Consider the following 22,778-nt stretch of genomic DNA (forward strand, 5'->3'; position numbering starts at 1 on the left):
AATGAAGTAAATAATAGAATTACAAACTTCTCTCTTTAAATTTTCATTTGCATTGACATTTGTTAAGTAATGAGAAACTGACCCCTAATTCGGCTTAACGATTCGGCTTCAATTCCTAAATAGCTGGCTAATTGTTTTTGAGGAACACGTTGAATAATTTTTTGATGATAGGTATTTATAAACTCCAAATATCTTTCTTTAGCTGTTTGGGTTTGAAAATTATAGGTTCTGTTTTTTATACACAAATAATTTTGTTCTGCTAACATGCGTCCAATTTTTTCAAATTTAGGATTTTGCTCATATAAATCAATCAGTTTTTTATATGAAATAGCATATACCTCTGTGGCTTCAATGGTTTCCAAATATTCAGTAGAAGGTTTTTGAGTAATTAGACTTTCAAATGTGGAAATGAATTGTCCATCACAAGCAAAATAAGTAGATATTTCTTTTCCTTTATTTAAGTGAAAAACACGCAGAAGCCCACTTCTAATAAAGTAAATATATTTTGAAACTTGTCCTGATTGAACAAGTAATTGTTTTGTGTCAAACTTTTGATTTTGAATGATAGCCTGTAATAGATTCCATTCTGATTCATTTATTTTGAAGTATTGATTTAAGTAGGTACGAAGCTCTTCCATATTATTATGTTTATTGAGATTTTGAATACAATAGGTTTGATAGTTATTCGAATTTAGAAAAAAATAAATTAAGTAGCCTTAACACAAACAAAGCCTATCCATTTCTAAAAATGAATAGGCTTTTAAATTTTATAGAAAATCAATTATTCTTAATCCTCTTTTCGTTCTGCAATAACGGTAGATTTTGCGCTTGGACTAATCTTTTCAGAAAGTTGGTCAGCCATCAAATACATTGCAGGCACAACTACAAGTGTAAGGAAAGTTGCGAATACCAAACCGAAGATAACAGCCCACGCCATTGGTCCCCAAAAAGTTGCATTATCGCCTCCCATATAAAAATCAGGATTAAAATTCGCATAGAGTTTTGCAAAATCTATGTTCATACCTGTTGCTAATGGAATAAGTCCCAAAACAGTTGTAATTGCTGTCAGAAGTACAGGGCGAAGACGAGTATAACCTGCTTTAATGATACATTCCAAAAATTCAGCAGCAGGCAAATGTTCTTCTTCATCAAGTCCTAGTTCTTCTTTTCGTTTTGCACGAACTTGGTCGGTATAATCAATCAGTACAATCGCATTATTTACAACAACACCAGCCAATGAAATAATACCGATTCCTGTCATGATGATAATGAAATCCATTTGGAAAATTACCAAACCTAACATTACACCTGTCATACTAAAGAGTACAGAACCCATAATAATAAATGGCTTGATGATAGAGTTGAACTGAGAAACCAAGATAAGCGAAATAGCAGAAACGGCAATTAGCATCGCTTTTGCCAAAAATGCCATTGATTTGGCTTGCTCTTCTTGCTCTCCTGTAAGTTTAATGCTATACCCTTCTGGTAATTTATGACTTTTGATAAGCAATTTGATTTGTGCTACAATTTCATTTGCATTATATCCTTCCACAACTCCAGAACTTACAGCTACCATACGGTCAAGGTCTTTACGACGAACCGAGCCATACGACGAACTATAATCAATCTTAGCAATCGCAGAAATTGGAATTTGATGATATGTACCACGATTATCTCTAAACGTAATTACCTGATTCATCAGAGCTGAAATATTATAACGGTATTTGTCTTGTAAGCGAAGTTGAATAGGAAAATCATCATCACCATCTTTGTATTTCGAAATTTCTTTTCCAAAAATAGCTGTTCTGAGTGTCATAGCTACTTGACTTGTAGAAAGACCAAACAAACGAGCTTTTTCTCTATCAATGGTAAGGATAAGTTCAGGTTTTCCAGTTTCAGCTTCAACAACAAGATTGTCAAGTCCTTGGATGCCTGCATCTTCAATCATTTGTTTTACTTTTTCGGCTTCTTTTACCAAAACATCATATTCTACTCCCGAAATTTCGATATTTACAGGCTTTCCAACAGGAGGTCCTTCACGGTTTTTGTCCGTTTTGATTTTTACCCCTGGAATTGTTTTCATTTCAGTAGAAAGTTCTTTCATAATATCCGAAGTGCTGATTCCTTTTCTGTATTGGAATTCATAAAAAGCAACTGCAATACGTGCTTTATGAGGTGTTGCACCACTTCTACCAAAGTTATCTTGAGGGTCACCCGACTCTTCACCTACATTTACACCAATTGATTTAATTATTTCATCATAAGGAGCAAGAACTTTATAGGCTTTCTTTTCAATTGTTTCAGCAAACTCATTTGTTGTTTTGATGTCTGTTCCCAAAGGAGCTTCTACATACATATAAACAAAAAGAGGGTCACTACTAGGGAATAGACTTGTTTTAAGTCCAACATTTCCTACCAAAACAAAACTGAATACTAATAAAAGAAACATTCCTATGGTGAGAAGGTAAGGACGAGAGCCTTTTAAAAGGTAACGCAAAATACGCATATAGATTCTTTCCAAACGAACTAATAATTTGTTCTGAAACCAATCTGATGCAGGTGTAAGGAAATAGATATTTAAGAAAATGATTGAGCCAAAAGTAACAAGTAAGTTAGGAAGTGTATAATTAGTAGCACTTGTTGAAACAACAAATACGTATCCGATAGCAGCTAAAATCATTGTAACAATACCCACAATTAGCCATACTTTTATCCCTTTTTTATTTACTCCTTCTACTTTCATAAAGTAAGCCGAGAAAACAGGATTAATAACTAATCCTACAAAAAGTGAAGAAGATAGAACAACAATAAGTGTAATAGGCATATATTTCAAAAATTCTCCCATAATTCCACCCCAAAAAGCAAGAGGAACAAAGGCTGCTAATGTTGTAGCTGTAGAGCTAATGATTGGCCAAGCTACTTCACTCACACCCATAACAGCAGCTTTTTTAGCAGAATAACCTTCTTCCATAAATCTGAAAGTATTCTCAATTACTACAATGGCATTATCTACAAGCATTCCGAGAGCCAAAATAAGCGCAAACAAAACAACAATATTGATACTAATTCCTACTAGATTCAGAATCATAAAGGAAATAAGCATTGATAGTGGAATGGCAACACCTACTAAAAGCGCATTGCGAAGTCCCATAAAGAAAAGTAATACCACAACTACCAAAATAACACCTGAAATAATGTTGTTTTGAAGGTTGGCAATCTGCATTTCCATATTTTCAGATTGGTCATTTACAATCGTAACATCTAATGTAGATGGAAAATGAGAACCTTGTGCTTTTTTCAAAATTTCTTTAATTTCATAAGCAGCATCAATTAAGTTTTCGCCACTACGCTTTTTTACTTTTAAAGAAATTACTGGAAGACTTCCTTTTTCTTCAAAATTATTTCCTGTTGCAAGACGAGCATAACTAGAGCGTTCAACATACGAATCTTTTACTTCTGCAACTTCCTTCAAATAAATAGGTTCATTATTCTCAGATTTTACAATAATTCCATTCAGCTGACTTACATCTTTAAACTCACCAACTACACGAAGAGAACGACGATAACCTTCCGTCAGAACATCGCCACCCGAAGCCGTTAGGTTTTCAGAAATAATAGCATTTTCTATATCTTGAAAAGACACTTTACGAGCAGCCATTTTATAAATATCTGCATTGATTTGAACTTCTCTATCTCTATCACCTGTAATTACAGCTTCTGAAACTTGTGAAAGCTCTTCTAATTCGTCTTGTAAGTATTCTGCGTATTCTTTGAGTTTTGCTTGTTCGAAATCTCCTGAGAGATTGATTTCCATAATCGGAATTTCAGAAAAATCTACTTCCAAAACATTTGGATCTTGGTCTAAATCTTTAGGCAAATCCTTTTTAGCTTTATCAACAGCATCTTTTACATCCAAGACTGCATCCGAAACTTCTACATCTTCATTAAATTCAATAATGACAGCCGAAGCATCTTGAACCGAAGTAGAAGAAATTTTCTTTACTCCTTTTAGAGATTTTAATTCTTTTTCTATCGGACGAGTAATAAGGTTTTCTATATCAATAGGAGAGTTACCTGGATAAACTGTCTGGACGTAAACCGTCGGCATAACAATTTCTGGAAACTGCTCTTTGGGCATAACAATGTATGAGAAAATCCCTGCTACTACAAAAAGGATAGTGATAATAAATACACTTGTAGAGTTTTTGAGAGAGAACTTCGACAAGCCAAAAATTTCGAATTTTGGGTCTTGCTGAGGTTCTGGTTTTTTATTTAAGTCTGGTTTTGTTTCGCTCATTGTTTTTGGTTGTTAATGAGTTTGAATTTTATTTGATTAACCGTCGTTGAGACTCAAATGAAGCCGTCAACGAGGTTACATTTTTTTATTTTTATGATTTAATGAAACGAACATTTTCTCCGTCCACTACTTCATTATACCCTTTGATGATTACTTGGTCATTGGCAGAAAGTCCTTCAGTTACAACAGTTGAACCTTCATACGACATTCCTGTTTTTACGACTACTTTTTTAGCTACTTTTTTTCCAGCTTCCTCTTTAACAACATATAAAAATTTGCTTCCATCTGTTCCAATCTGAATCAAATTAGTAGGAACTGTAATTGCTCCTTCTGCTTGAAAATCATTGATTTTAACTGTTCCAACAAGATTTGGTTTGATAGCTCCATTTTTATTTGGAAGGTCAATCTGAACTTTAAAAGTACGGTTTGCAGTATTGATTGTTTGTCCTACAAAAGTTACTTTTTGTTCCATTTCTGTTCCTAAAGCACTAAAGAAGATTTTTACTTTATCACCTTTTTTGACAGCAGAAAGATAATTTTCAGAAACATCAGCTACAAGCTGCACATCAGAAACATTGATAACACGAGCAATTGGCATAGCAGGATTTGCTAGTTCACCTTGTTTTGCATAGACTTCATCAATCGTTCCCGAAATAGGAGATGTAACTACACTTTTACGCATCTGTTGTTTGAGTGTTGCAATGCTGTTTTCCAAACTTTCTTTTTGATTTTGAGATTGTAGGTATTCGATTTCTGAACCTATTTTTTGTTCCCAAAGGCGTTTTCTTTTCTCATAAACTGTTGTAGCAAGTGAAAGTTGTGTTTCAAGTTCTGCTACTTGTTTGTTAAAAGTTCCTGCATCAAGGGTTGCAATTACTTGTCCTGCCGAAACTCTATCGCCTTCTTTTACTTTCAAAGACATAATTGTTGCTGGCATTTCAGGCAAAATAGTGACATTTTTATCAGACTCTACTGTTCCCTGTACTTCAATATAATGGTTGAAAGTTTCAGATTTTACTGGCATTGATTCTACCAATTTTGAAGGATTTTCTTTTTTTGCTGCTTCTCCTAGTGCATCTTCAAGTTGAGCAATTTCGCCTTGAAGTTCCATTAGTTCACTACGTTTTTTCTCTAAAGCAGCCTTTTTTTCTTCAGGCGTTTTTGGTTCTTTTTCTCCACAAGAAGAAAGGAAAGAAAGAGAGAGAATAGCTACAAAGAAAAATAGGTAACTGATTTTATTAGAATATTTTTTCATTGAATTATGAATTAAAAATTACGGTTTTTTATTTTTTGATATATTGTAAAATAAAATAGTTGTAGGTTAAAGGCTTGCCTTTGACTTATTTGTATTTTATAATTTGCTAGAAGATGTCTTGTTTCTGTCAAAGGCAAGCCTTTGACCTACTGTATTTTTGATTACTCTTTAGTGGTAACTGTATATAAAGTTCCTTGGGATTTTTGCAAGTCTATTTTGGCAACCATTGCATCATATAAAGCTGAATAGTAATTGGTTTGAGCTTCTTTGTATGCTGTTTCAGCTTCCACAACTTCCAAATTTGAACCTACACCCTCTTCATATTTGATTTTGGTTACTCTAAAAATTTCTTGAGCCAATTCCATATTTTCTTCTTGAAATTTGAGTTTATCAATGCTGTTTTGTAGAGTAATACTTGATTGAGAAACTTGTAAATCTACTATTCTTGAAAAATCACGCATTTGATTTTCTGTTTTCAACAATCTAAATTTTTCTTGCTGAATTAGATAATGCTTTTGGAAAGAATCAAAAACAGGAATATTCAAACTAAGTCCGAAAGAACCATTTGCTACCCATCTATCGCTTGAAAAAGGAATCAAATCTTTTGCTTCTGGCGAACCCATATTTGCACCATAATTAGCAAAAAAGGCTAAAGTAGGCAAGTAACGAGCTTTGTATTCTCTGATTTGAAGTAAATTAAGATCTTTTTGAGTTTGGAGTAACGAAAATTCAATGCGCTGTTCTGGATTAATTTGAGCCACTAAAGCCTCTGAGGCATCGATTTCTAATTTTTCTAATGAACCACTAACAGTCAGTTTGTCTTCTTGTTGTAATCCCATTTGAAATTTTAGAAGCATATTACTAAGTTCTATCAAACGCTCAAAATTCTGAATCTCCATTTTAATGTTATTTGAAGAAACTTTCAACCTGTCAGCATCAATTTTTTCAGCAAAACCATTTTCATACAATGCCTTTGTTTGTTGATAAACTGTATCTAGTCGGTTATAATTTTGCTTTAAAAGCTCTAAACGTTCTCTATTGATAAGAAGAGTATAATAGGCTTTACTGACCGATTCTGCAATGTCAATTTTAGATTGGATAATTTGTTTTTTAGAAAGCTCTGTATAAGTAGCAGCAGCCTTCAAACCTAAAATATATGAACCACTAAAAACAAGCTGTTGGAGTTCTATTTTTGATTGTCCTACATATTGAGGTTGAAATTCAACACCTACAAACTCTCCTTCTGGAGCTTGTGGATTCAGAATTTGAGCAGGTAGAAAGTTTACAGGTACTTTGTAGTTATCTACTAAAGAGAGGGAAGCTTCTAGCTGGGGCAAGCCTTGCGCTCTTACTTCTCCTACTTTTGCTTTAGCAATTTGATTGTCTAATTGTGCATTTTTTACTTCTACACGGTTTTCGATGGCATATTCTATACATTGTTCTAGTGTATAGTTTTCCAAGTCTTTGGTAGAAGTGGTTTGTGTATTTCCTTGTGCCTTTAACTGACTTCCAAAAAGAAGTAAGAAAAATAAGACAGAAAATAAAGTTAAAAATCGATGCATTATAATTAAGTAGTTTTTGAAAAAATAATTGAATTGAAAATAATGAAATGTTGTCTTTAATTACGCTGTTTATTTATTAAATTCTATTTGGGCAATTGCTTCTGTTAGTACCTGATGTCCTTCAAGAGTTACAAGCCCATATAAAAAATGCCTAAAAACTTGGAACTGAACTTCACCAATATTATGTGATTTTGGAGAAAATATTTGAGGATTAAAGATAGCTTCTACTTGTGCCATTCGCATTCTTGCAATTACCTCTGGTTCGATATCAGCTCTATATAATCCTTCTTTTATTCCTCTTTCCATATTTTCTTGAATGCCTTTAATAATTTTTTCTTCTTTGTGTCTTAAAAACATTTTCCACGCCTTTGGATAGCTTCGTTGCAAATCCAAAATTAAGGAAGGATGAAAATTGAGAAAAAACTTTCTATTGTATTCCATAATTTTCAAAACTTCTGCAATCGCATTTTCAGCGTATTGAGATACTTCTTGTTTATTACAAAATTCATTTTCAAGCTGATGTTCGGCACATAAATAAACTAATTCTGCTTTATCTTGAATATATTGATAGACTGTTTTTTTAGACATGGCAAGTTTGTTTGCAATATCGTCCATTGTTACACTACGAAGTCCGTACGTCCAAAAAAGCTCTTGCGCTCCCTCAACAATATGTTGTTTAATCGCTTTAAATTCTTCAGAAATGGTTTTTTTTGCATTTTCTTCTTGCTCGTTATGTGAGTTGGATATATCCATTTGTTATTTCACTTCTTATTTATTTGTTAGTTTGAATAGTCTTAAAATTCTATTCTTGAGTTTACACTTGCAAAACTACGGAAACTATTTCTATTATGAAAGTTTCCTGAGTTTTCAGAGTTACTAACGTTTCTTAATCTTTTAAGTTTAAGTTTTTAGTGTGAAATTGTGTTAAAAAACATTAACAAAAGTCGTCGGTGGAGATACTGATAATTAGGGTTTTTATACCACCGAACAGTTCGCTCAAAGCGAACCGTTCGGTAAAGTTCGGTAAATCGGTAGAAACTAATCTAACAACCCTAATTCTTTGGCGATGTCGTGGGTAAGTTTGGAGAGGGGGCGTTTTTCAAAATCTTCTAATTCTAAATAATTTCCTAAAGCTAATTTCAAAACATCTTCTCTATTTCTGAATAAAGTGCCCTCATAACTTTGAAAAAGTTCGTTTAGATAAGATTCATTATAGACTTGTGATTTTTGAATCATTTCATAAATATAATCTTTGTGTTCATTATAAACTTGTTCAATCTGAAATACTTTTTTATGTCTTTTAGTTTTCTCACAATCATTATCATTCAAATTTACTTCAAAACTATTTAGATTTCCTTCAAAAAAAGCCATTCCAAAATCTTCTTCTTTTTCTACATCAGATTTACATATTAGTTGTGTTGTAAATAATGCTTCTTTCGAAAAACCTTCAAAATAAGGATGGAAATGCTTATCAATATCAAATTTTTCTGAATGTTTGAAACGACTATTGCAAATGGAACAAGAAGGAATAAGATTATAGAATGATAAAGCCAAATAAGGATAAGTTCCTTTATCAAAAAAATGGTCAAAATCATAAAGTAATTTAGGTTTGTTTTCTGCTGTACGGTAAGTAAATGTATATTCTCTATTGCAATAAGGACAAGTTTTTACATTCAAATTACTTCCAAGCCAATAACCTGTTTCATTTCCTCTTAAATTTTCATACTGATTTTTGAAGAAATTTTTCACTTCATTTTTGTTCTTTTGAGACAACTGATTATACTTTTCGCCTACTTTACCATCTATAAATTCTTTTTTCAAATCCTTTGGCGAACTTGTAATAAGTGTTTTTAATCTTGAAAAATTATTTCTTTCATCAATTAGAAAAGTAAAGTAACTTTTAGGAGTTGCATTTTTTAGTTTTGGGATTAATGCTTCGGTCAAGTTAAATCTATCTCCTTTTTTCGTTTTGGGATTCAATTTTTCAAAAAACCGATTGGCTAATTCTTCTAAGTTATTTCGTCGTATTTGTATCATTATATTATCCTTTTAATTTTTTCAGCTCTTCTTCAAGTTGTTTTATTCTATCTTCTACCGAAAACTTCACTTTTTCATCATAAAGCTGCATTAATTTGTGTCGTATGACAGGTTCGCCAATACAAGAAATAATATAACGAATTTTCTCTTTGTCTTTTGGGTCAATTTCCTTTTTCTCCAATAATAATTCCATTGCCCAGTTGATTTTCGATTTGGCAAACTCTCCCACCAAACCACCTTTCATAAAAAACGAATCTGTTAGAAGCGTATGAATATTTGCTCCAAAAGTCTCTTTCATATTGTCTAGTTTGGATACTTTACACAAACCTGTACTCTCTTCTTTCTCCAAAAAAATAACATTCTCTTTCGGCAAATCAGAAACCAAAAAAGGAGAGTGAGAAGTAAGAATAAGTTGGATTTGTTTTTTTGGGAATATCTTTGGCAGCGTTTCAAGCAAGATTTTTAAATACTGCTTTTGCCATTGGGGGTGTAAACCTAGTTCGCCTTCGTCGATGAGAATGGAAATAGAATCAGCATTTTTTGCATTATATTCAATTTGTCCTCCTTTTCTTGAGACGTTTTTAGCCATGTATATACACGCTATAAGATGAACTAAATTGTTTTCTCCAGAGCTTAAGTGCTTATATATATTACTAATTTTATGAACTTGTTGTACCAATTTTAACTGTATTATTGGTATCATAGATGTTAAAGTGAAAGTGAAGAAGTCAGAAAAATCTTTATTTTTTTCTAATTCTTTTAAGTTCAAATATACTTTAGAAAATAAAATATCATCAAAAACTATAGGAGCTTCATATAAATACTGACATATTTTATCAACTTTATAAGAATTTCCATGACCGAAAACAGCAAAATATTTTTTTAAAATTTTATCTTCCCATATAGCATCAAATAACTTTTCTAAATTTTTAGTGAATAAGCTCAAATTATCTACATAGGCATCATCTAAAGATGAAAAGACATTGCTATCTTCTATAAGCTTTATCAATTTTAAATAAATAGTAGATGACTTTGAAGCTATTTCAGTAATTGAAATAATATAAGCTCTGAAAAAGTTGATTATGAATACATTCTTTTTTTTCTCAAGACTAACTTCTTTTAAATCATGTCCAAACCTTGTGATAAAGTCTAGTTTTACTGGTTTTGTATTATTGTGATTTTGTATTACGTGGTTCTGACTATAATTTAAACTAATTTCTATGATAGAAGGAAGCAATATAAATGGTTTTAATACCTTTTGAATACTACTATAATTACACATTATATTTGAAAGATTTTGGCTTTCTATATAATCTATTATGTTCTTATTAGGATGTCTAAGAAGATGTGAGTAATCATCAAAAACTTTATAGGGAGATAAATCAATAAGATTATTATTGTTTTTAACCCTATTGTTATCAATATCTAATACATATCTATGTGAGTTAGAAGAATATAAAACAGTAAATATTTTTTCAGTAAGGTTACTTGTCTTTGGATACCTATTGATTTCAATATGTGATAATATTTTAATCTTACAATTTTTTTTATAGACAAAAATCAAATTATAATACTCTGCTTTATTAATATTATAGTTTGCAAGAATTTCAATTAGGCTACTCTTCCCAGCTCCATTTTCTCCCACAATAGCCGTAACATTCGTTATTTTTCCTTTTTGAGTTTTATCATCATCTTTTTCATTTTTTACATTGAAAAAATCCTTATAAAATGTTTCCTTAGTTTCTCGTTCTTCTTTTGTTATATTATCTTTTAAAGTTCCCTCAATGACTTTTCCATTTTCTTCTTTTGTAGGAGTAAACTCAAATTTATATAAAGGACTAAAATTAAATCCTTGTCGGTAAATATTTTTATAATCTTCAATCCAAAGATAAAGGAGTTCCATAGTAGTTTTTTGAGTAAGAAGTAGCGTTTTAGCAATAGAAAACAAGATACAAAACTAAATGCTATACTCAAACCTATAAGGTTTCCAAAACCTTATAGGTTTAAACCAAAAAAACCTATCTCTACAAGAAATAGGTTTTGTCTATATTCAAAATGAAAAAATCAAAGATTTGATTTTTAAAGATTTACATTTTCTTAGAACTTTTTAGAACCATCAGTTTGCACTACATAACGCAATGTATAATGTCTTGAATCTTCCATAGGTGCAGTAGTTGGGTCGGCAGGAGCATTTTTGTAATAACTTACAATTTCTACTTTTGCATATTTTTCGTCAGCAGTACGAATAACCAAAATTTTTCCTGCAATCGGACTAATTACATGAGTAGTTGGGTCGTAGTTGTACCAACCTTTTCCAGAACCTGTTGTGATTGCCAAATCAGTTTCAGAATTATCCTGTTTGAATGTTTGGCTTTCAGGAATTTCTTGTAATTCAGTAAAAAGACCATCAAAAATATATGCGCCTCCTTTTCCTGTTCGGATTGCGCCACCGTTTACAATAATTGTAGAGCCTCTAAAACCAATATCCCATTTTGTGGAAGCACTATCTGTATTGGCAATAATTTTATTTTCACGCAAACTGAAAAGCGTAAAATTTCCAGTTGTACCTGTTGGCATTCCTGTTGTTGGGTCAATCTGAATTGGGTCTGCAATAATATTACTTGCCGTTTCTACTGTCAATGGTTCTGGAGTTGGGTCTTCATTATCATCATCTTTACAAGAAGAAAAAATAAAAAGACAAGTTGCTAAAAGCAAGATTACGTTTAAAGAAAGATTTTTCATGGCTTATTAAAATTTGAGTTGATTGAATTAAGTAAAACAGACATCTCTGTCTGTCTGTTTGAATTTGAAATTTATTTATTTTTCACAGACAGGGATGTCTGTGGTACGGAAGGGTTAGGGTTTTATCCACAAAAGAGGTTTGAATTTTTTGTATTCTTTAGCGATTAATAAAATATTGATTACCAAAAAACCACCTGTTTGGAAGAGTTCGGCTGTATCATCAGGTTCAAGAAAAAGATGAAATAAGAAAATATGTAACGTAATCGGAATGAGCATCAGCGCACCGACAAAGCTCAAATATTGGCTCAGAATCATTAAACCAAAAACGATTTCACAGATTCCTAAAAGCTGCCAAAAATAACCTGTTTGTTTCATTCCGAAAATGTAGTTTTTGATGACAAGTATATTTGGCTTTTCTCTAAGTTTTTGGCTGCCTTCTTTCTCAATTTGAGTAATCATTTGAGTAGGTTCTGGCAATGGTTTTGCAAATTTTTGATAGCCACCATAGAGCATTATTCCTCCCAAAATCAGACGAATAGTTATGAAAAAGATGTTTTTGATAGTTTTTGAGTTCATTGTTTTTTTGATTTAGCTGTTTTTATTAACCGTCGTTGAGGCTCTGCCGTCAACGAGGTTTGAAATTAAATACCTCAACAACGGCAACGCCTCGTTGAGGGTTGAATTAAATAATTGATTTATTTTTTTTGAATTAAAAACTGCATTCTTACCCACAACAAACGCCCTGCAAGTGTTGGAATAAAATTTTCGTCTTTATAATTGAATAGATTATCTGCCCCGATTTGCAGATTGAGTTTTTGTTTTAAAAATTGTTTTCCTGTTGAAATATTAACTGTTGTATAGCCGTCGACATATTCATTTTGAGCATCTAAAATCAAATTTCCATTTCGGTCGCCAAAACCGTATTTGCTTCTATAAATGGCTCTGATATTTGCCGAAAAACCATGTTTTGAATTTTGATAAAATAATTTTGCATTTGCCATGTGATTGCTTCTTCCCATCAGTCCACCATAATCTGATTTTGAAAGACGCTTTGTTTCTAATGTTTCAGGGTTTCTAGCAAAATAATTTCCGTTTTTTATTTCCTCCAAAACCGTTTTGTCTTTGGCTTCTAAGTATTGATAACCTGCCGAAAAAGTAAGAGAAGAACTAGAGTTTGAAGAAGGAGAAAGAATTGAATAATTCAGTTCTGTTTCCATTCCTTGTGTAAAAATGCTGTTGAGATTTGTATAGCTAAATAAATTCTGTCCATTTGTTTTGCGAGCCACCACTTGGGTTTCTATCAAATTATCGACATCATTTCTGAAAAAATTAGCTTTCAAAAGTAATTTTGCTGTTGGCGTATATTTTATTCCAAGATTATAAGAAACAGAACTTTCAGCTTTTATTTCTTGAATATCATCAGGATTTAATACAACTTCTGCTATTTGCCCTGCTTGCTGTAAATCTGCAACGCCTTGTTTTATTTCTTCTGTTCCAAAAACAGAATAACCCACCACATTATTTGTAAAATTGAGATAAAGTTGTCTAAAATCAGGTGTTTTGAAACCCATTCCTGCCGAAGCTGTCAGACGAATTTTAGGCGAAATTTGATAATAAGAGGCTATTTTCGGACTTAATTGATTACCATAAATAGAATGTGAATCAAACCTAGCTCCTAACGTGATATTAGCTTTATCAGTAATAAAAAATTCGTGTTGGGCAAAAATATAGTTGGTTTGAAGGCGTTTTTTATCGGTGTAACGAGTAGAACTTACCGATTCATTGACGCTTCCAATTCCTGCCGTAAGAAAATGCTTTTCATTGAAGGAATAAACACTTTGAAATTCTGGACGGAAAAAAGTTTGGTCAAAAAATGTTTCATCATAGACAGAATTATCATTCTCATAAAGAAGTTTTGAATCTGTTTTGTACTTTGAATAATAAAATCTAAAATAGGTGCGCCATTTTTGTGTAATTCTCCAATCCAAATTGGTCAAGACATTGTAATCATTAACTTTTCCATCACCCGAAACTTGTTCTTCTCCTACTTCTGTGCTTGCACCAAATCTTGATTTTTGATTTTCTTCAAAATACCTTCCCGAAACAGAAAGATTTATTTTATCTGTAAAACGATAAGAAATTTTACTTTGAAAAGTGTAATTATCAAATGGTTCAACAGTTTTTCCATAACTATTTGGTGTAAAATCATATCCATTACTTCCATAGCGATTAGCAAAAGCTGTAATGGCTAATTTGTCTTTTTTGGTCTGAAAGGAAAGAGTCAAATCGCTGGTTTGATTTGTTCCATAACGAGCCGAAATGCTCCCTTCTGTACCTTTCGGATTTTTTGTGATTATATTAATAACTCCTGCCAACGCCTCTGAGCCATACAAACTAGAACTTGCTCCTTTAATAATTTCGATGCGTTCGATATTTCCTACTGCAATGCGTGAAAGCTCCAAAGTTCCTGCTGTTCGTCCGATGATTGGTTCGCCATCAATCAAAATAAGTGTATAATCTGGGTCAAAACCTTGCAATTGAATTCCTTGTCCGTGTTCTTGAATAAGTGTAAGTCCTGTTTGTTCTTGCAAAACATCACTCAATCGCAAACTTCCCATTTGTGAGATTTGTTCTTTATCAATGATTGTCATGGGAATAGGAATTTCTGAAAGCAGTTTTTCACTACGAGTAGCTGTTATGACAACCTGCTCCAAGTCTTCTGTTTTGATGTTTTCCTCATTGTTTTTTGCATTATTTTCTAAAGTATCTGCCTCTATTTTTAACTGCTTTTTATTATTTTTTTGAGCATACAAATTATGTGTAAAAAATGTTAAAATAATTAAATATAAAAGAATATAAAGAGTAAATTTTTTCATGGCTATTGAAAAATATCAGTAGTAGTTTATAGTTGTGAAAACATATCAGTAAGATTTGTTTTTTCTAGCAAACCTGAGCAAAATAGGATAAAGTCTTGGTATGCAGAACTGTAATTGCCTTTAAAGACTTTTAGAGCACTTTTGATGATGCAAAATTAAAGCTATTTAGACTAATTCCAAATAAAAAACGAAAAATTTAGCAAAATAATTTTTATTTAATCTAAATAAGGATAAATTTGCATCATCAAACAGCAACTAATAGGGTTTGTTTGTATACTTAATCAGGTTTATTTATTTTATTTAAAAAAAATACTTTTATGAAAAAGAAATCTCTCTTTTCGACGGTTCTGTTTTTATGCTTATTTGCTTGTGGTCTTTTAGGAATGGCATTTATTTCTCCTTCTGATAATGACCCAAATCCGAAGGACAAACAGGCTATCAAATCTATGTGTGGATGTTATGAAATAAGTTTTGACTTTGCTGAAACGTTTGCATCAGATACAAACTACCAGTTTCATGACAATTATACGGCAAGTGCTTTGGAGTGGGTTGAGCTAGTGGAAGAAACACCTACTTTTGTATCGATGCAACATCTTTTGATTGCCAATGATACTATGATTATTAAGCATTGGCGACAAGATTGGAGCTATGAAAATACAGATTTTTATATGTATGATAAGGATAATCAGTGGAAATTTGTCAAAAAACCAAAGTCAGAAGTAGCTGGACAATGGACACAGAAAGTATTTCAGGTAGATGACAGTCCACGTTATGAAGGTTCTGCAAGTTGGGTGCATGTAGATGGTCGTCAGTATTGGGAAAACACGACGGATAGTCCACTTCCTAGAAGAGAATATACAAAGCGCAAAGATTATAATGTAATGACTCGTACTAATCGCCATGAAATTACAAATGAAGGCTGGTTGCACGAGCAAGATAATGACAAAGTTTTGCGTCAAGATAATAAAGCAGATTTTAAGATTGCTAGTGAAAAAGGAATCAATATCTATAAAAAGGTAGATGATTCTCGTTGTAAATCTGCTCAAGGTTGGTGGAAAGAAAACAAAGATTTTTGGGCTGTTGCTAGAGCAGAATGGAATGCTGTTTTTGCTAAAAATAAAGACTTAAAACTAAAAGGTGTGGTTGATAAAAAACCATTATTTATGCATCTTTTCCCTTTAGAAAAAACACAGACAGACAAGATAAAGCCTATCATTTCAGAGTTTGTAGAAAAGAGATAACATCAAACAATTACGCTACTCATAGTATTTATAAAACCTATTTCATTTGATGGAATAGGTTTTTATGTTTTTGAATGTTTTTTGACTAAACAATGAATAGGCGAGTATTTTACTTTTTCTTTTGAATAAAAATATGTACTTTAAAACCTAGTTATCAAAAAGATAGCAAGATTTGATGAATTTTGAGTAAAATTAAATAAATCAAAAAAAAACTGATATATAGATTTTATTTCTGTTAATTTTTGTTTAGTTTCGCTATTGATAATCTAACTTTCATTGTATGAATTATATAGTGATAGGTCTTATAATGAGTATATATAGTGTTTTGTCGAAAAAATATTGAATTTTATCAGATTTATTGACATCTTTGATAAAAGATAGAGTATTTGATACTATATTAAAGTATATTTGAATTATGTAGAGTAAAATCAAGTTAATTTTTGCTTTTACTTTGTTTTTAAAAAATTATATTTAATTTCAAGCGTATGGATAACGATTTCGTCATATATGATTTTTACGACCAGATGCGTAAACATCAAACGTTACTAGCTTTTCAAGGAGTAGTTTCTCAAGATTTGCTCTCTCGTTTGGCGAGTAGTTTAAAGCGCAAGAGTTCGCAAGAAGACCCTAATATTGGACGCAAAATATTTGCAATTTTCATTGAGCTTTCTCAAAATGTCAGTCTTCATTCTATAGAAAAATCATACTCTATAAAAGAAGATAAACCTATTGGTGTAGGTTATCTTTTGGTAAGTGAAGCTGATGATCATTTTTTAATTTCTTCCTCTAATCTAATCGAAAATTCTATACTAGACCACGTAATGGAACGTTGTCAATATATTAATTCTTTAGATGATGATGAATTAAAAACGTATTATAAAGAACAACGTCGTGCACCTCAACGTGCGAACAAACCAGGTGCTAACATTGGTTTAATCGATATGGTTCGCAAATCCAATAACCCTTTAATTGGAGAAGCTTATCCACATCCTGATTATCCAAGCCAGTCATTTTTAACTATTACTGTCAGATTAGATAAATAAACTTTAAAAAAAATATAAATTCGTATGGAAAACTTCCAAATCGAAGGTGAAAACTACATCCCTACTGTTAATTTTAATCCTGAAGAAGGAGTTTTAGAAATCTCTGGTGAATCATACCATGAATACACTATTGAATTTTTTCAACCTATTTTTGAATGGCTCAATAAATATCTAGAAGAAGAGGGTAGAACTTTTACATTCAATTTTAGAATGACGTATTTTAATACCTCTTCTTCTCGTCGTTTCTTAGAGATTTTTGACTTACTTGAAGACTATAATAAGTCTAAGGGTGGCAATGTTACTGTCAATTGGTACTATGAGAAAGATGATGTTGATATGCTTGAAAGTGGAGAAGAGTATGCCGAAGATGTTGATATAGGTTTTAATCTGATTGCTTATTAAAAGCAGGTTTTAGCTAATAACTAAAAACTGATTCTTATTTATTTCATTTCAGAGACTTTTTAGTAAGTATTAAAAAAATTAGCCTCCTAGAATTTAATTTTCTAAGAAGGCTAATTTTGTTATTTTTCTTTTTGAAAAGCTCTTTATGAATTTGGGTAAAAATAGTTGTTTTTATCTACTATTAGAGAAAATCATATATTTTCAGTGAGACAGTAACAACAGTAAAAAAGAAGCATTTTACAATACACCTATCTCTATTGTTGGTATCTCACTGACAATTTTCAACTCCATTCAAAAATTACTTGATAAATGAAATGGCATTGATAATCAGTTAATATAACTTTAAGTTATCTGAAAATATGTGTGTTCAGTTCGGAGCACGACATAGTCCTCAGCGAAGCTAAACGATTTCAAGCAATACATTTTTTATTGTACGCTAATTACAAGTTCCACTCGTGGTGATTTTGGGGGAAGTTGTGTTAGAATCAAATTTTCTTTTTCTTGATTATTTTCTTTTTGATTCTCATTTATAGGTAGAGACTCTTTCAAAACAGCATCGTCAAGTTTTTCGCTCATTCCATAGACGATATAATGAAATTTACTTTTGTCATCTACTCGTCTTTTTAAGTATTTGAAAACCTGTTTTGTACGCTTTGCTGACATATAAAGACGTTTTTGTGCGTCGTTATCTAAACTATTTTCCTTTTTGCTTTCCTTATTATCTGAATAGGTTCTTCCAAAAATTTCTATTATTAAATTGGCATCATTATTTAGAAATAGAGCAATCTCTTTTAATTTGTTTTTCTGTTCTCTAGTTAGTTTTTTAGCATTTTTGCCATCAAAAAGGACAAAATGAGTTATAATTGTTTTTTTATTTTCTTTTTCAATAGTTGATATGCTGCTTGCTTGTGAATAATAGGTATTTCCTGTACTTTGCTTTGCATAAAGTTTATCTATATATTCCCAAGATCCATGAGAAAAACTCTCTTCTATTTTATCAAAAATAGGTTTGAATTTATCCATCGGATTTAACTGCGAAGAGACATATTGGGTAGGAATAATTGGCTCAACTTCCTCTACCGTAATTTTTTCTAAACTATCAAGAGCTTCTATGCTTCCTTTATTGATTGTATAATCTACCAATTCTTTCAATACCTCAAATCTATCTCTGTCGTAGTTGTGAAAAGCTGCTGAATCATAATAACTGAGTAGTTGCTGAGAGCGAGTTTCAAAAAAGTTGTGTTGTCCTATTTGTGTATCTAAAAGTAAAATAGGTTCGAAAACAATCTCACGATTAAGTTCATAAATAAATGTTTGTGGAGGAATAAAGATAACGATTACATAAGGGCGAAAATCTTTTACTTGAACACTAATTTCGTAACGCTCATCCGGGAGTAGAAATATAAAATAGTTTCCAGTTAAGGTATCAGGCGAGAAAACTCTCAATTGTTCTTCTTGTGTACGAAGGTTTTTGACAGTTAGATTTATTTCTAGTTTTTCTTTTTTAGTATTATTTTTTGCTTGAGGATTTTTGTAATGATATGCAAATAATTTTCCTTTTACAATAGTAGAAGTAGGAGCAAGAAGATGCGTATTTAAAGTAGTTGTAGGAGAATCAAAATCTTGTGCAAAGGAATTATTTACTCCTATAGTAATTATACTAATTAGTAAAATAGACAAAAAAACAATCAAAGTTTTGTCTTTGCTGTTAGATAGATAAAATGAATTTGTAGTGTGTTGTTTTTTTTGTTTTCTCATTTTTTTATTTCTCATCTCTTCTTTCTGCGTGCTAATTTATAGAACTAAATAATTTTATTTGTTTCTCAAAAATATCTTTTAACTATTTTCGCTTAAAATTCATCTTGATATAGGAGAAATATAGCAATTTATAAAAAATAAACAAAAACCGAACCTCTCATACTAATAAAATGAGAAATTCGGTTAATCTATTTTTTTTGACGACAAAATAAATTCTAGTTTGCTATCTATTTTCCGTCAGCAGATACTTTTAAGATAAGCATATCTACATTTTTTGTGTCCATATTTTCATTGGTATAACCAGCTAAAATAAAGCTTCCATCGTCTGCAATTGCTCCAGCTTTGGCTACTTGATCTTTTTCTCCTCCTAATGTTCTTGTCCAAATTTCTGTTCCTTTTGAGTCTAATTTATTAATCATTATCTCATTAGAAAGAACACTTACATTATTACCATATTCATCAGCTTTATAAATGTCAGTATAACCAATCAGAATAATTTCAGAATTATCAGTAACCAAAATATCGAAGGCTTCATCTGTACTTAATCCACCAAAGTTTTTATCCCAAAGTTTTTTTCCATTTTTATCAGCACAAACAATCCAAGCATCGTGACTTCCTTCTGCATAAGTATACGAATAACCAGCAATTAAGATATTTCCAGAAGGCATTATTTTTACTACATTTGCCATTTCATTATCTCCACCACCGTATGTTTTTTCCCATTTCTTATTTCCACTTTTATCTACGTGGATTAAAAGCATATCCCATTTTGTCATCATTTCTCCCTCTACATGACCAGCAATCAAATATCCACTTTCTGTTTTGGCTAAAGAGTGTCCTTGTTCGCTACTTTTTCCTCCAAAACTTTTTTTCCAAATCGTTTCTCCTTTATCATCTATTTCTAAAAGCATAATATCGCTTTTTCCTGTTTCAATAGGAATACTATTCATCAAAATCATATAATTTCCTTCATCAGTAGCAACAATACTATAAATTTCGTCTATGCTTTGATTAGAGCCAAATGTTTTGTCCCAAATACGAATTCCTTTTGAATCTGTACGAACTATCCAACCATCTTTTATATCCGAACCAGCACCATACGAATCTGAATAACCTGCAAAAATAAAACCTCCATCAGATGTTTCTAAACCTGCATATCCTTCTTCGCTTTCTTCTGCGCCATAGTTTTTATTCCAAATAATATTTCCACTTGCATCTACTTTTATTGCGCTCATATTCATATCACCAGCACCATACGAATCTGTACGCCCTAAAAGTATAAAATTTCCATCCTTACATTTGATTATACTATTTGCAGCATCAAAACCTTTGTCTCCTACTGATTTGTAAGCAAGTTTGTTGGTTTTATTGTAGGAGTCTATTTCTAATGTAGTAGTAACAGGATCAATATTTTTTGTAGGATTTAAGAAAGGAGCAGAAAATGAAACAGTAGAACTGATAGATAAGGCTGCTGCAATACAGAAAGTTAAGATTTTCATACGCTAAGGCTATATTTTATTTTATAGATAAAGTTAAAGGCAAATGGTAAAGGCGATGTTGTATTTAGACTCTAAATTATGATGCTATTTGATTAACTAAGCAAAAAGTCTTAAAAAAATAGTCATTCATTGTTTGTATTCGCACTTATTTAGCAATTTTGCAATAAGTGTGCCTACTTCTAAGGCAAAATAATACAAAATATGCCATAAATACAGAGGAAGAATTAAATATAGTCTTATTTTGTTGATAAATCTTTTTAAAAGATAATTTATTAGTTAAATTATTCAATAAAATAGATTTTGAAAAACTTTAAAAGTCTTTTAAATCATTCCCAACACTTTTACAATTTCTTTTTCTACTGTAATTTATTACTTATTTAAGTTGATTTTCTGTTGTGTTGGTGTTTCTATATTTCCATCTCTTAGACGGATTACTCGTTCTGTTTTTGCAGCAATATCATCTTCATGAGTTACAATGACGATAGTTTTGCCACTTTCATGTACTTGTTTGAAAAGTTCCATTACTTCATAAGAGGTAGTTGTGTCTAATGCTCCTGTTGGTTCATCTGCCAAAATTACTTTTGGGTCTGTAATTAAAGCTCTAGCAATGGCAACACGCTGTTTTTGTCCCCCTGAAAGTTCAGAAGGCAAATGATGCGCCCATTGACGTAGTCCAACACGTTCTAAGTATTTTTCTGCCAGAATCTGTCTTTCTTTACGTCCTACTTTTTGATAATAAAGTGGTAGAGCCACATTTTCGGCTGCTGTTTTGAAAGAAAGTAAATTAAAAGATTGAAAAACAAAACCTAAAAATTTATTACGATAAATAGCTGCTTGTTTTTCAGAAAGATTTTTTATTAATACTTTATCTAACCAATATTCTCCTTTATCATAGTTATCTAGCATTCCCAAAATATTTAGTAGCGTAGATTTTCCAGAACCTGAAGAACCCATTATCGAAACAAGTTCGCCTTCATTGATAGTCATATCAATTCCTTTTAAAACATGCATACTTTGGGCTGTCGTATGGTAGGATTTGTGAATGTTTTGTAGAGAAAGCATAGTTTATATTATCAGTAGCTATTTATCAGTAAAAATATAACCAAGTTTAATGATTTTTTCTCTCTTCTCTATTCATTTGAATCATTTTTAACGAAAAATTTGATTTTATTTCTATTTTTCATCATTATTTTTATTATTTCAAGACTTTAAGTAAATGCTTGACTTTATCAGTCTGAATATAATCTACTCCTTTATTGATAGCTTCTATATTTTTATTATTCGAATGTGTGTTAAGAGTAGCCACTAAAAAACCTTCTTGATGAGCTTGCTCTACATTTTCTTTGGTTAAGTTATCTGTTTGAACGGTAATTCCTCTTAAATTATATTTTCTAGCTTTTTCCATAGCTATTTCAAAATCTTCATAAGCAAAAATTTGATAATTGGGACGTTCTTTTTGTAAAGATTCTATCAAATCGGTTCTTTTTAGTTCTATATATACTTTATTCAAATTAAGATTACGTTTTTGTTCATATTTTTCTAGCAAAGAAATAAGTGCTGTATTGAGTTGATTATAATAAACTGGAGAAGTAGAAGAACTAAAACTTTTAATATCTAAAGAAAAGACATAGTTTTCAAGGTTAGGTAGATGTTCGAAAATATCTTCCAAGCGAATGACTCTGTATTTTGTATAAGGTGCAGAACTTGTATACTGAGCATTTTTTATTTCATTCCAGTTTTGCTCATGGATTTTTCCTTTTTTATTGGTTTTGATATCTAATTCTTCATCATGAAAAGCTACCAAAACGCCATCTTTTGTCATTTGTACATCAATTTCTACTCCATCACTTCCTAAAGTTAAGGCATACATAATTGATTCATAACTATTCATTGGATAAACCTGCCCAATGCCCATTCCTCCGTGTCCAATTACTTTAATGTCTCTTTCAGATAAATTAATGTTAATATCTTCTTGTTTACAAGAACTAAAAGAGAAAATAAAAAATAGAACCAAAGTTAATATTTGAAATGATTGTAGTAATAATTTTTTCACGACTTAAAATGTA

The 22,778-nt window shown here is 31.3% G+C and carries 17 protein-coding genes; 3 read left to right on the top strand and 14 right to left on the bottom strand.

The window, feature by feature from the left end; all coding sequences use genetic code 11:
- Positions 1-62 precede the first annotated feature (62 nt).
- The 10 genes from V9L05_RS23715 to V9L05_RS23760 form a co-directional block, all read right to left on the bottom strand.
- Complete coding sequence (locus V9L05_RS23715) at positions 63-638, bottom strand: Crp/Fnr family transcriptional regulator (RefSeq protein WP_338790645.1); 576 nt, start codon at positions 636-638, stop codon at positions 63-65.
- A gap of 149 nt (positions 639-787) precedes the next feature.
- Positions 788-4,297, bottom strand: a complete 3,510-nt coding sequence (locus V9L05_RS23720) for an efflux RND transporter permease subunit (protein ID WP_338815581.1) — start codon at positions 4,295-4,297, stop codon at positions 788-790.
- 91 nt (positions 4,298-4,388) lie between these two features.
- Positions 4,389-5,552 carry an efflux RND transporter periplasmic adaptor subunit gene (locus tag V9L05_RS23725; RefSeq protein ID WP_338790647.1) on the bottom strand — a complete coding sequence of 388 codons (1,164 nt, stop codon included), beginning with the start codon at positions 5,550-5,552 and terminating at the stop codon, positions 4,389-4,391.
- 161 nt (positions 5,553-5,713) lie between these two features.
- Positions 5,714-7,114, bottom strand: a complete 1,401-nt coding sequence (locus tag V9L05_RS23730) for a TolC family protein (protein WP_338815582.1) — start codon at positions 7,112-7,114, stop codon at positions 5,714-5,716.
- A 69-nt stretch (positions 7,115-7,183) separates the two neighbouring features.
- On the bottom strand, positions 7,184-7,867 hold the full coding sequence (locus V9L05_RS23735; RefSeq protein ID WP_338815583.1) for a TetR/AcrR family transcriptional regulator: 684 nt from the start codon (positions 7,865-7,867) through the stop codon (positions 7,184-7,186).
- 285 nt (positions 7,868-8,152) lie between these two features.
- The gene (locus tag V9L05_RS23740; protein WP_338815584.1) at positions 8,153-9,151 is read right to left on the bottom strand and encodes a hypothetical protein; all 999 of its coding nucleotides are present in this window, start codon (positions 9,149-9,151) and stop codon (positions 8,153-8,155) included.
- Positions 9,152-9,155: 4 nt separating this feature from the next.
- Entirely contained in the window at positions 9,156-11,054 is a 1,899-nt protein-coding gene (locus V9L05_RS23745; protein WP_338815585.1) for an AAA family ATPase, read from the bottom strand.
- A gap of 194 nt (positions 11,055-11,248) precedes the next feature.
- A complete protein-coding gene (locus V9L05_RS23750) occupies positions 11,249-11,893 on the bottom strand; it encodes an HmuY family protein (RefSeq protein WP_338815586.1) in 645 nt (214 codons plus the stop codon).
- A gap of 114 nt (positions 11,894-12,007) precedes the next feature.
- Entirely contained in the window at positions 12,008-12,469 is a 462-nt protein-coding gene (locus V9L05_RS23755) for a DoxX family protein (RefSeq protein WP_338815587.1), read from the bottom strand.
- 119 nt (positions 12,470-12,588) lie between these two features.
- Positions 12,589-14,769: a TonB-dependent receptor gene (locus V9L05_RS23760; protein WP_338815588.1), complete on the bottom strand. Its 2,181-nt coding sequence runs from the start codon at positions 14,767-14,769 to the stop codon at positions 12,589-12,591.
- Positions 14,770-15,086: 317 nt separating this feature from the next.
- Here V9L05_RS23760 and V9L05_RS23765 point away from each other — a divergent pair, with 317 nt between their 5' ends.
- From V9L05_RS23765 to V9L05_RS23775, 3 genes are all read left to right on the top strand, one after another.
- Entirely contained in the window at positions 15,087-16,010 is a 924-nt protein-coding gene (locus tag V9L05_RS23765) for a DUF6607 family protein (protein ID WP_338815589.1), read from the top strand.
- A gap of 485 nt (positions 16,011-16,495) precedes the next feature.
- Positions 16,496-17,053, top strand: a complete 558-nt coding sequence (locus V9L05_RS23770) for a SiaB family protein kinase (RefSeq protein WP_338790656.1) — start codon at positions 16,496-16,498, stop codon at positions 17,051-17,053.
- Between the two features lie 24 nt (positions 17,054-17,077).
- Positions 17,078-17,455: a DUF1987 domain-containing protein gene (locus V9L05_RS23775; RefSeq protein ID WP_338790657.1), complete on the top strand. Its 378-nt coding sequence runs from the start codon at positions 17,078-17,080 to the stop codon at positions 17,453-17,455.
- Positions 17,456-17,881: 426 nt separating this feature from the next.
- On the opposite strand, the gene V9L05_RS23780 is transcribed toward V9L05_RS23775, so the two are convergent.
- The 4 genes from V9L05_RS23780 to V9L05_RS23795 form a co-directional block, all read right to left on the bottom strand.
- A complete protein-coding gene (locus tag V9L05_RS23780; RefSeq protein WP_338815590.1) occupies positions 17,882-19,213 on the bottom strand; it encodes a hypothetical protein in 1,332 nt (443 codons plus the stop codon).
- A gap of 227 nt (positions 19,214-19,440) precedes the next feature.
- Positions 19,441-20,712: a hypothetical protein gene (locus tag V9L05_RS23785; protein WP_338815591.1), complete on the bottom strand. Its 1,272-nt coding sequence runs from the start codon at positions 20,710-20,712 to the stop codon at positions 19,441-19,443.
- 369 nt (positions 20,713-21,081) lie between these two features.
- Entirely contained in the window at positions 21,082-21,774 is a 693-nt protein-coding gene (locus tag V9L05_RS23790; RefSeq protein WP_338815592.1) for an ABC transporter ATP-binding protein, read from the bottom strand.
- A 133-nt stretch (positions 21,775-21,907) separates the two neighbouring features.
- Positions 21,908-22,726, bottom strand: coding sequence for a glycerophosphodiester phosphodiesterase family protein (locus V9L05_RS23795; RefSeq protein WP_338815593.1), 819 nt, complete (start codon positions 22,724-22,726; stop codon positions 21,908-21,910).
- Between the last annotated feature and the right edge of the window lie 52 nt (positions 22,727-22,778).

It is taken from the genome of Bernardetia sp. Wsw4-3y2, from assembly GCF_037126295.1.
In the GTDB taxonomy this organism is placed as follows: Bacteria; Bacteroidota; Bacteroidia; order Cytophagales; family Bernardetiaceae; genus Bernardetia.

Bases quoted from the DNA above. Each gene is read 5' to 3' on its own strand.
- V9L05_RS23715 (WP_338790645.1), bottom strand. From the start codon at position 638: ATGGAAGAGCTTCGTACCTACTTAAATCAATACTTCAAAATAAATGAA.
- V9L05_RS23720 (WP_338815581.1), bottom strand. From the start codon at position 4,297: ATGAGCGAAACAAAACCAGACTTAAATAAAAAACCAGAACCTCAGCAA.
- V9L05_RS23725 (WP_338790647.1), bottom strand. From the start codon at position 5,552: ATGAAAAAATATTCTAATAAAATCAGTTACCTATTTTTCTTTGTAGCT.
- V9L05_RS23730 (WP_338815582.1), bottom strand. From the start codon at position 7,114: ATGCATCGATTTTTAACTTTATTTTCTGTCTTATTTTTCTTACTTCTT.
- V9L05_RS23735 (WP_338815583.1), bottom strand. From the start codon at position 7,867: ATGGATATATCCAACTCACATAACGAGCAAGAAGAAAATGCAAAAAAA.
- V9L05_RS23740 (WP_338815584.1), bottom strand. From the start codon at position 9,151: ATGATACAAATACGACGAAATAACTTAGAAGAATTAGCCAATCGGTTT.
- V9L05_RS23745 (WP_338815585.1), bottom strand. From the start codon at position 11,054: ATGGAACTCCTTTATCTTTGGATTGAAGATTATAAAAATATTTACCGA.
- V9L05_RS23750 (WP_338815586.1), bottom strand. From the start codon at position 11,893: ATGAAAAATCTTTCTTTAAACGTAATCTTGCTTTTAGCAACTTGTCTT.
- V9L05_RS23755 (WP_338815587.1), bottom strand. From the start codon at position 12,469: ATGAACTCAAAAACTATCAAAAACATCTTTTTCATAACTATTCGTCTG.
- V9L05_RS23760 (WP_338815588.1), bottom strand. From the start codon at position 14,769: ATGAAAAAATTTACTCTTTATATTCTTTTATATTTAATTATTTTAACA.
- V9L05_RS23765 (WP_338815589.1), top strand. From the start codon at position 15,087: ATGAAAAAGAAATCTCTCTTTTCGACGGTTCTGTTTTTATGCTTATTT.
- V9L05_RS23770 (WP_338790656.1), top strand. From the start codon at position 16,496: ATGGATAACGATTTCGTCATATATGATTTTTACGACCAGATGCGTAAA.
- V9L05_RS23775 (WP_338790657.1), top strand. From the start codon at position 17,078: ATGGAAAACTTCCAAATCGAAGGTGAAAACTACATCCCTACTGTTAAT.
- V9L05_RS23780 (WP_338815590.1), bottom strand. From the start codon at position 19,213: ATGAGAAAACAAAAAAAACAACACACTACAAATTCATTTTATCTATCT.
- V9L05_RS23785 (WP_338815591.1), bottom strand. From the start codon at position 20,712: ATGAAAATCTTAACTTTCTGTATTGCAGCAGCCTTATCTATCAGTTCT.
- V9L05_RS23790 (WP_338815592.1), bottom strand. From the start codon at position 21,774: ATGCTTTCTCTACAAAACATTCACAAATCCTACCATACGACAGCCCAA.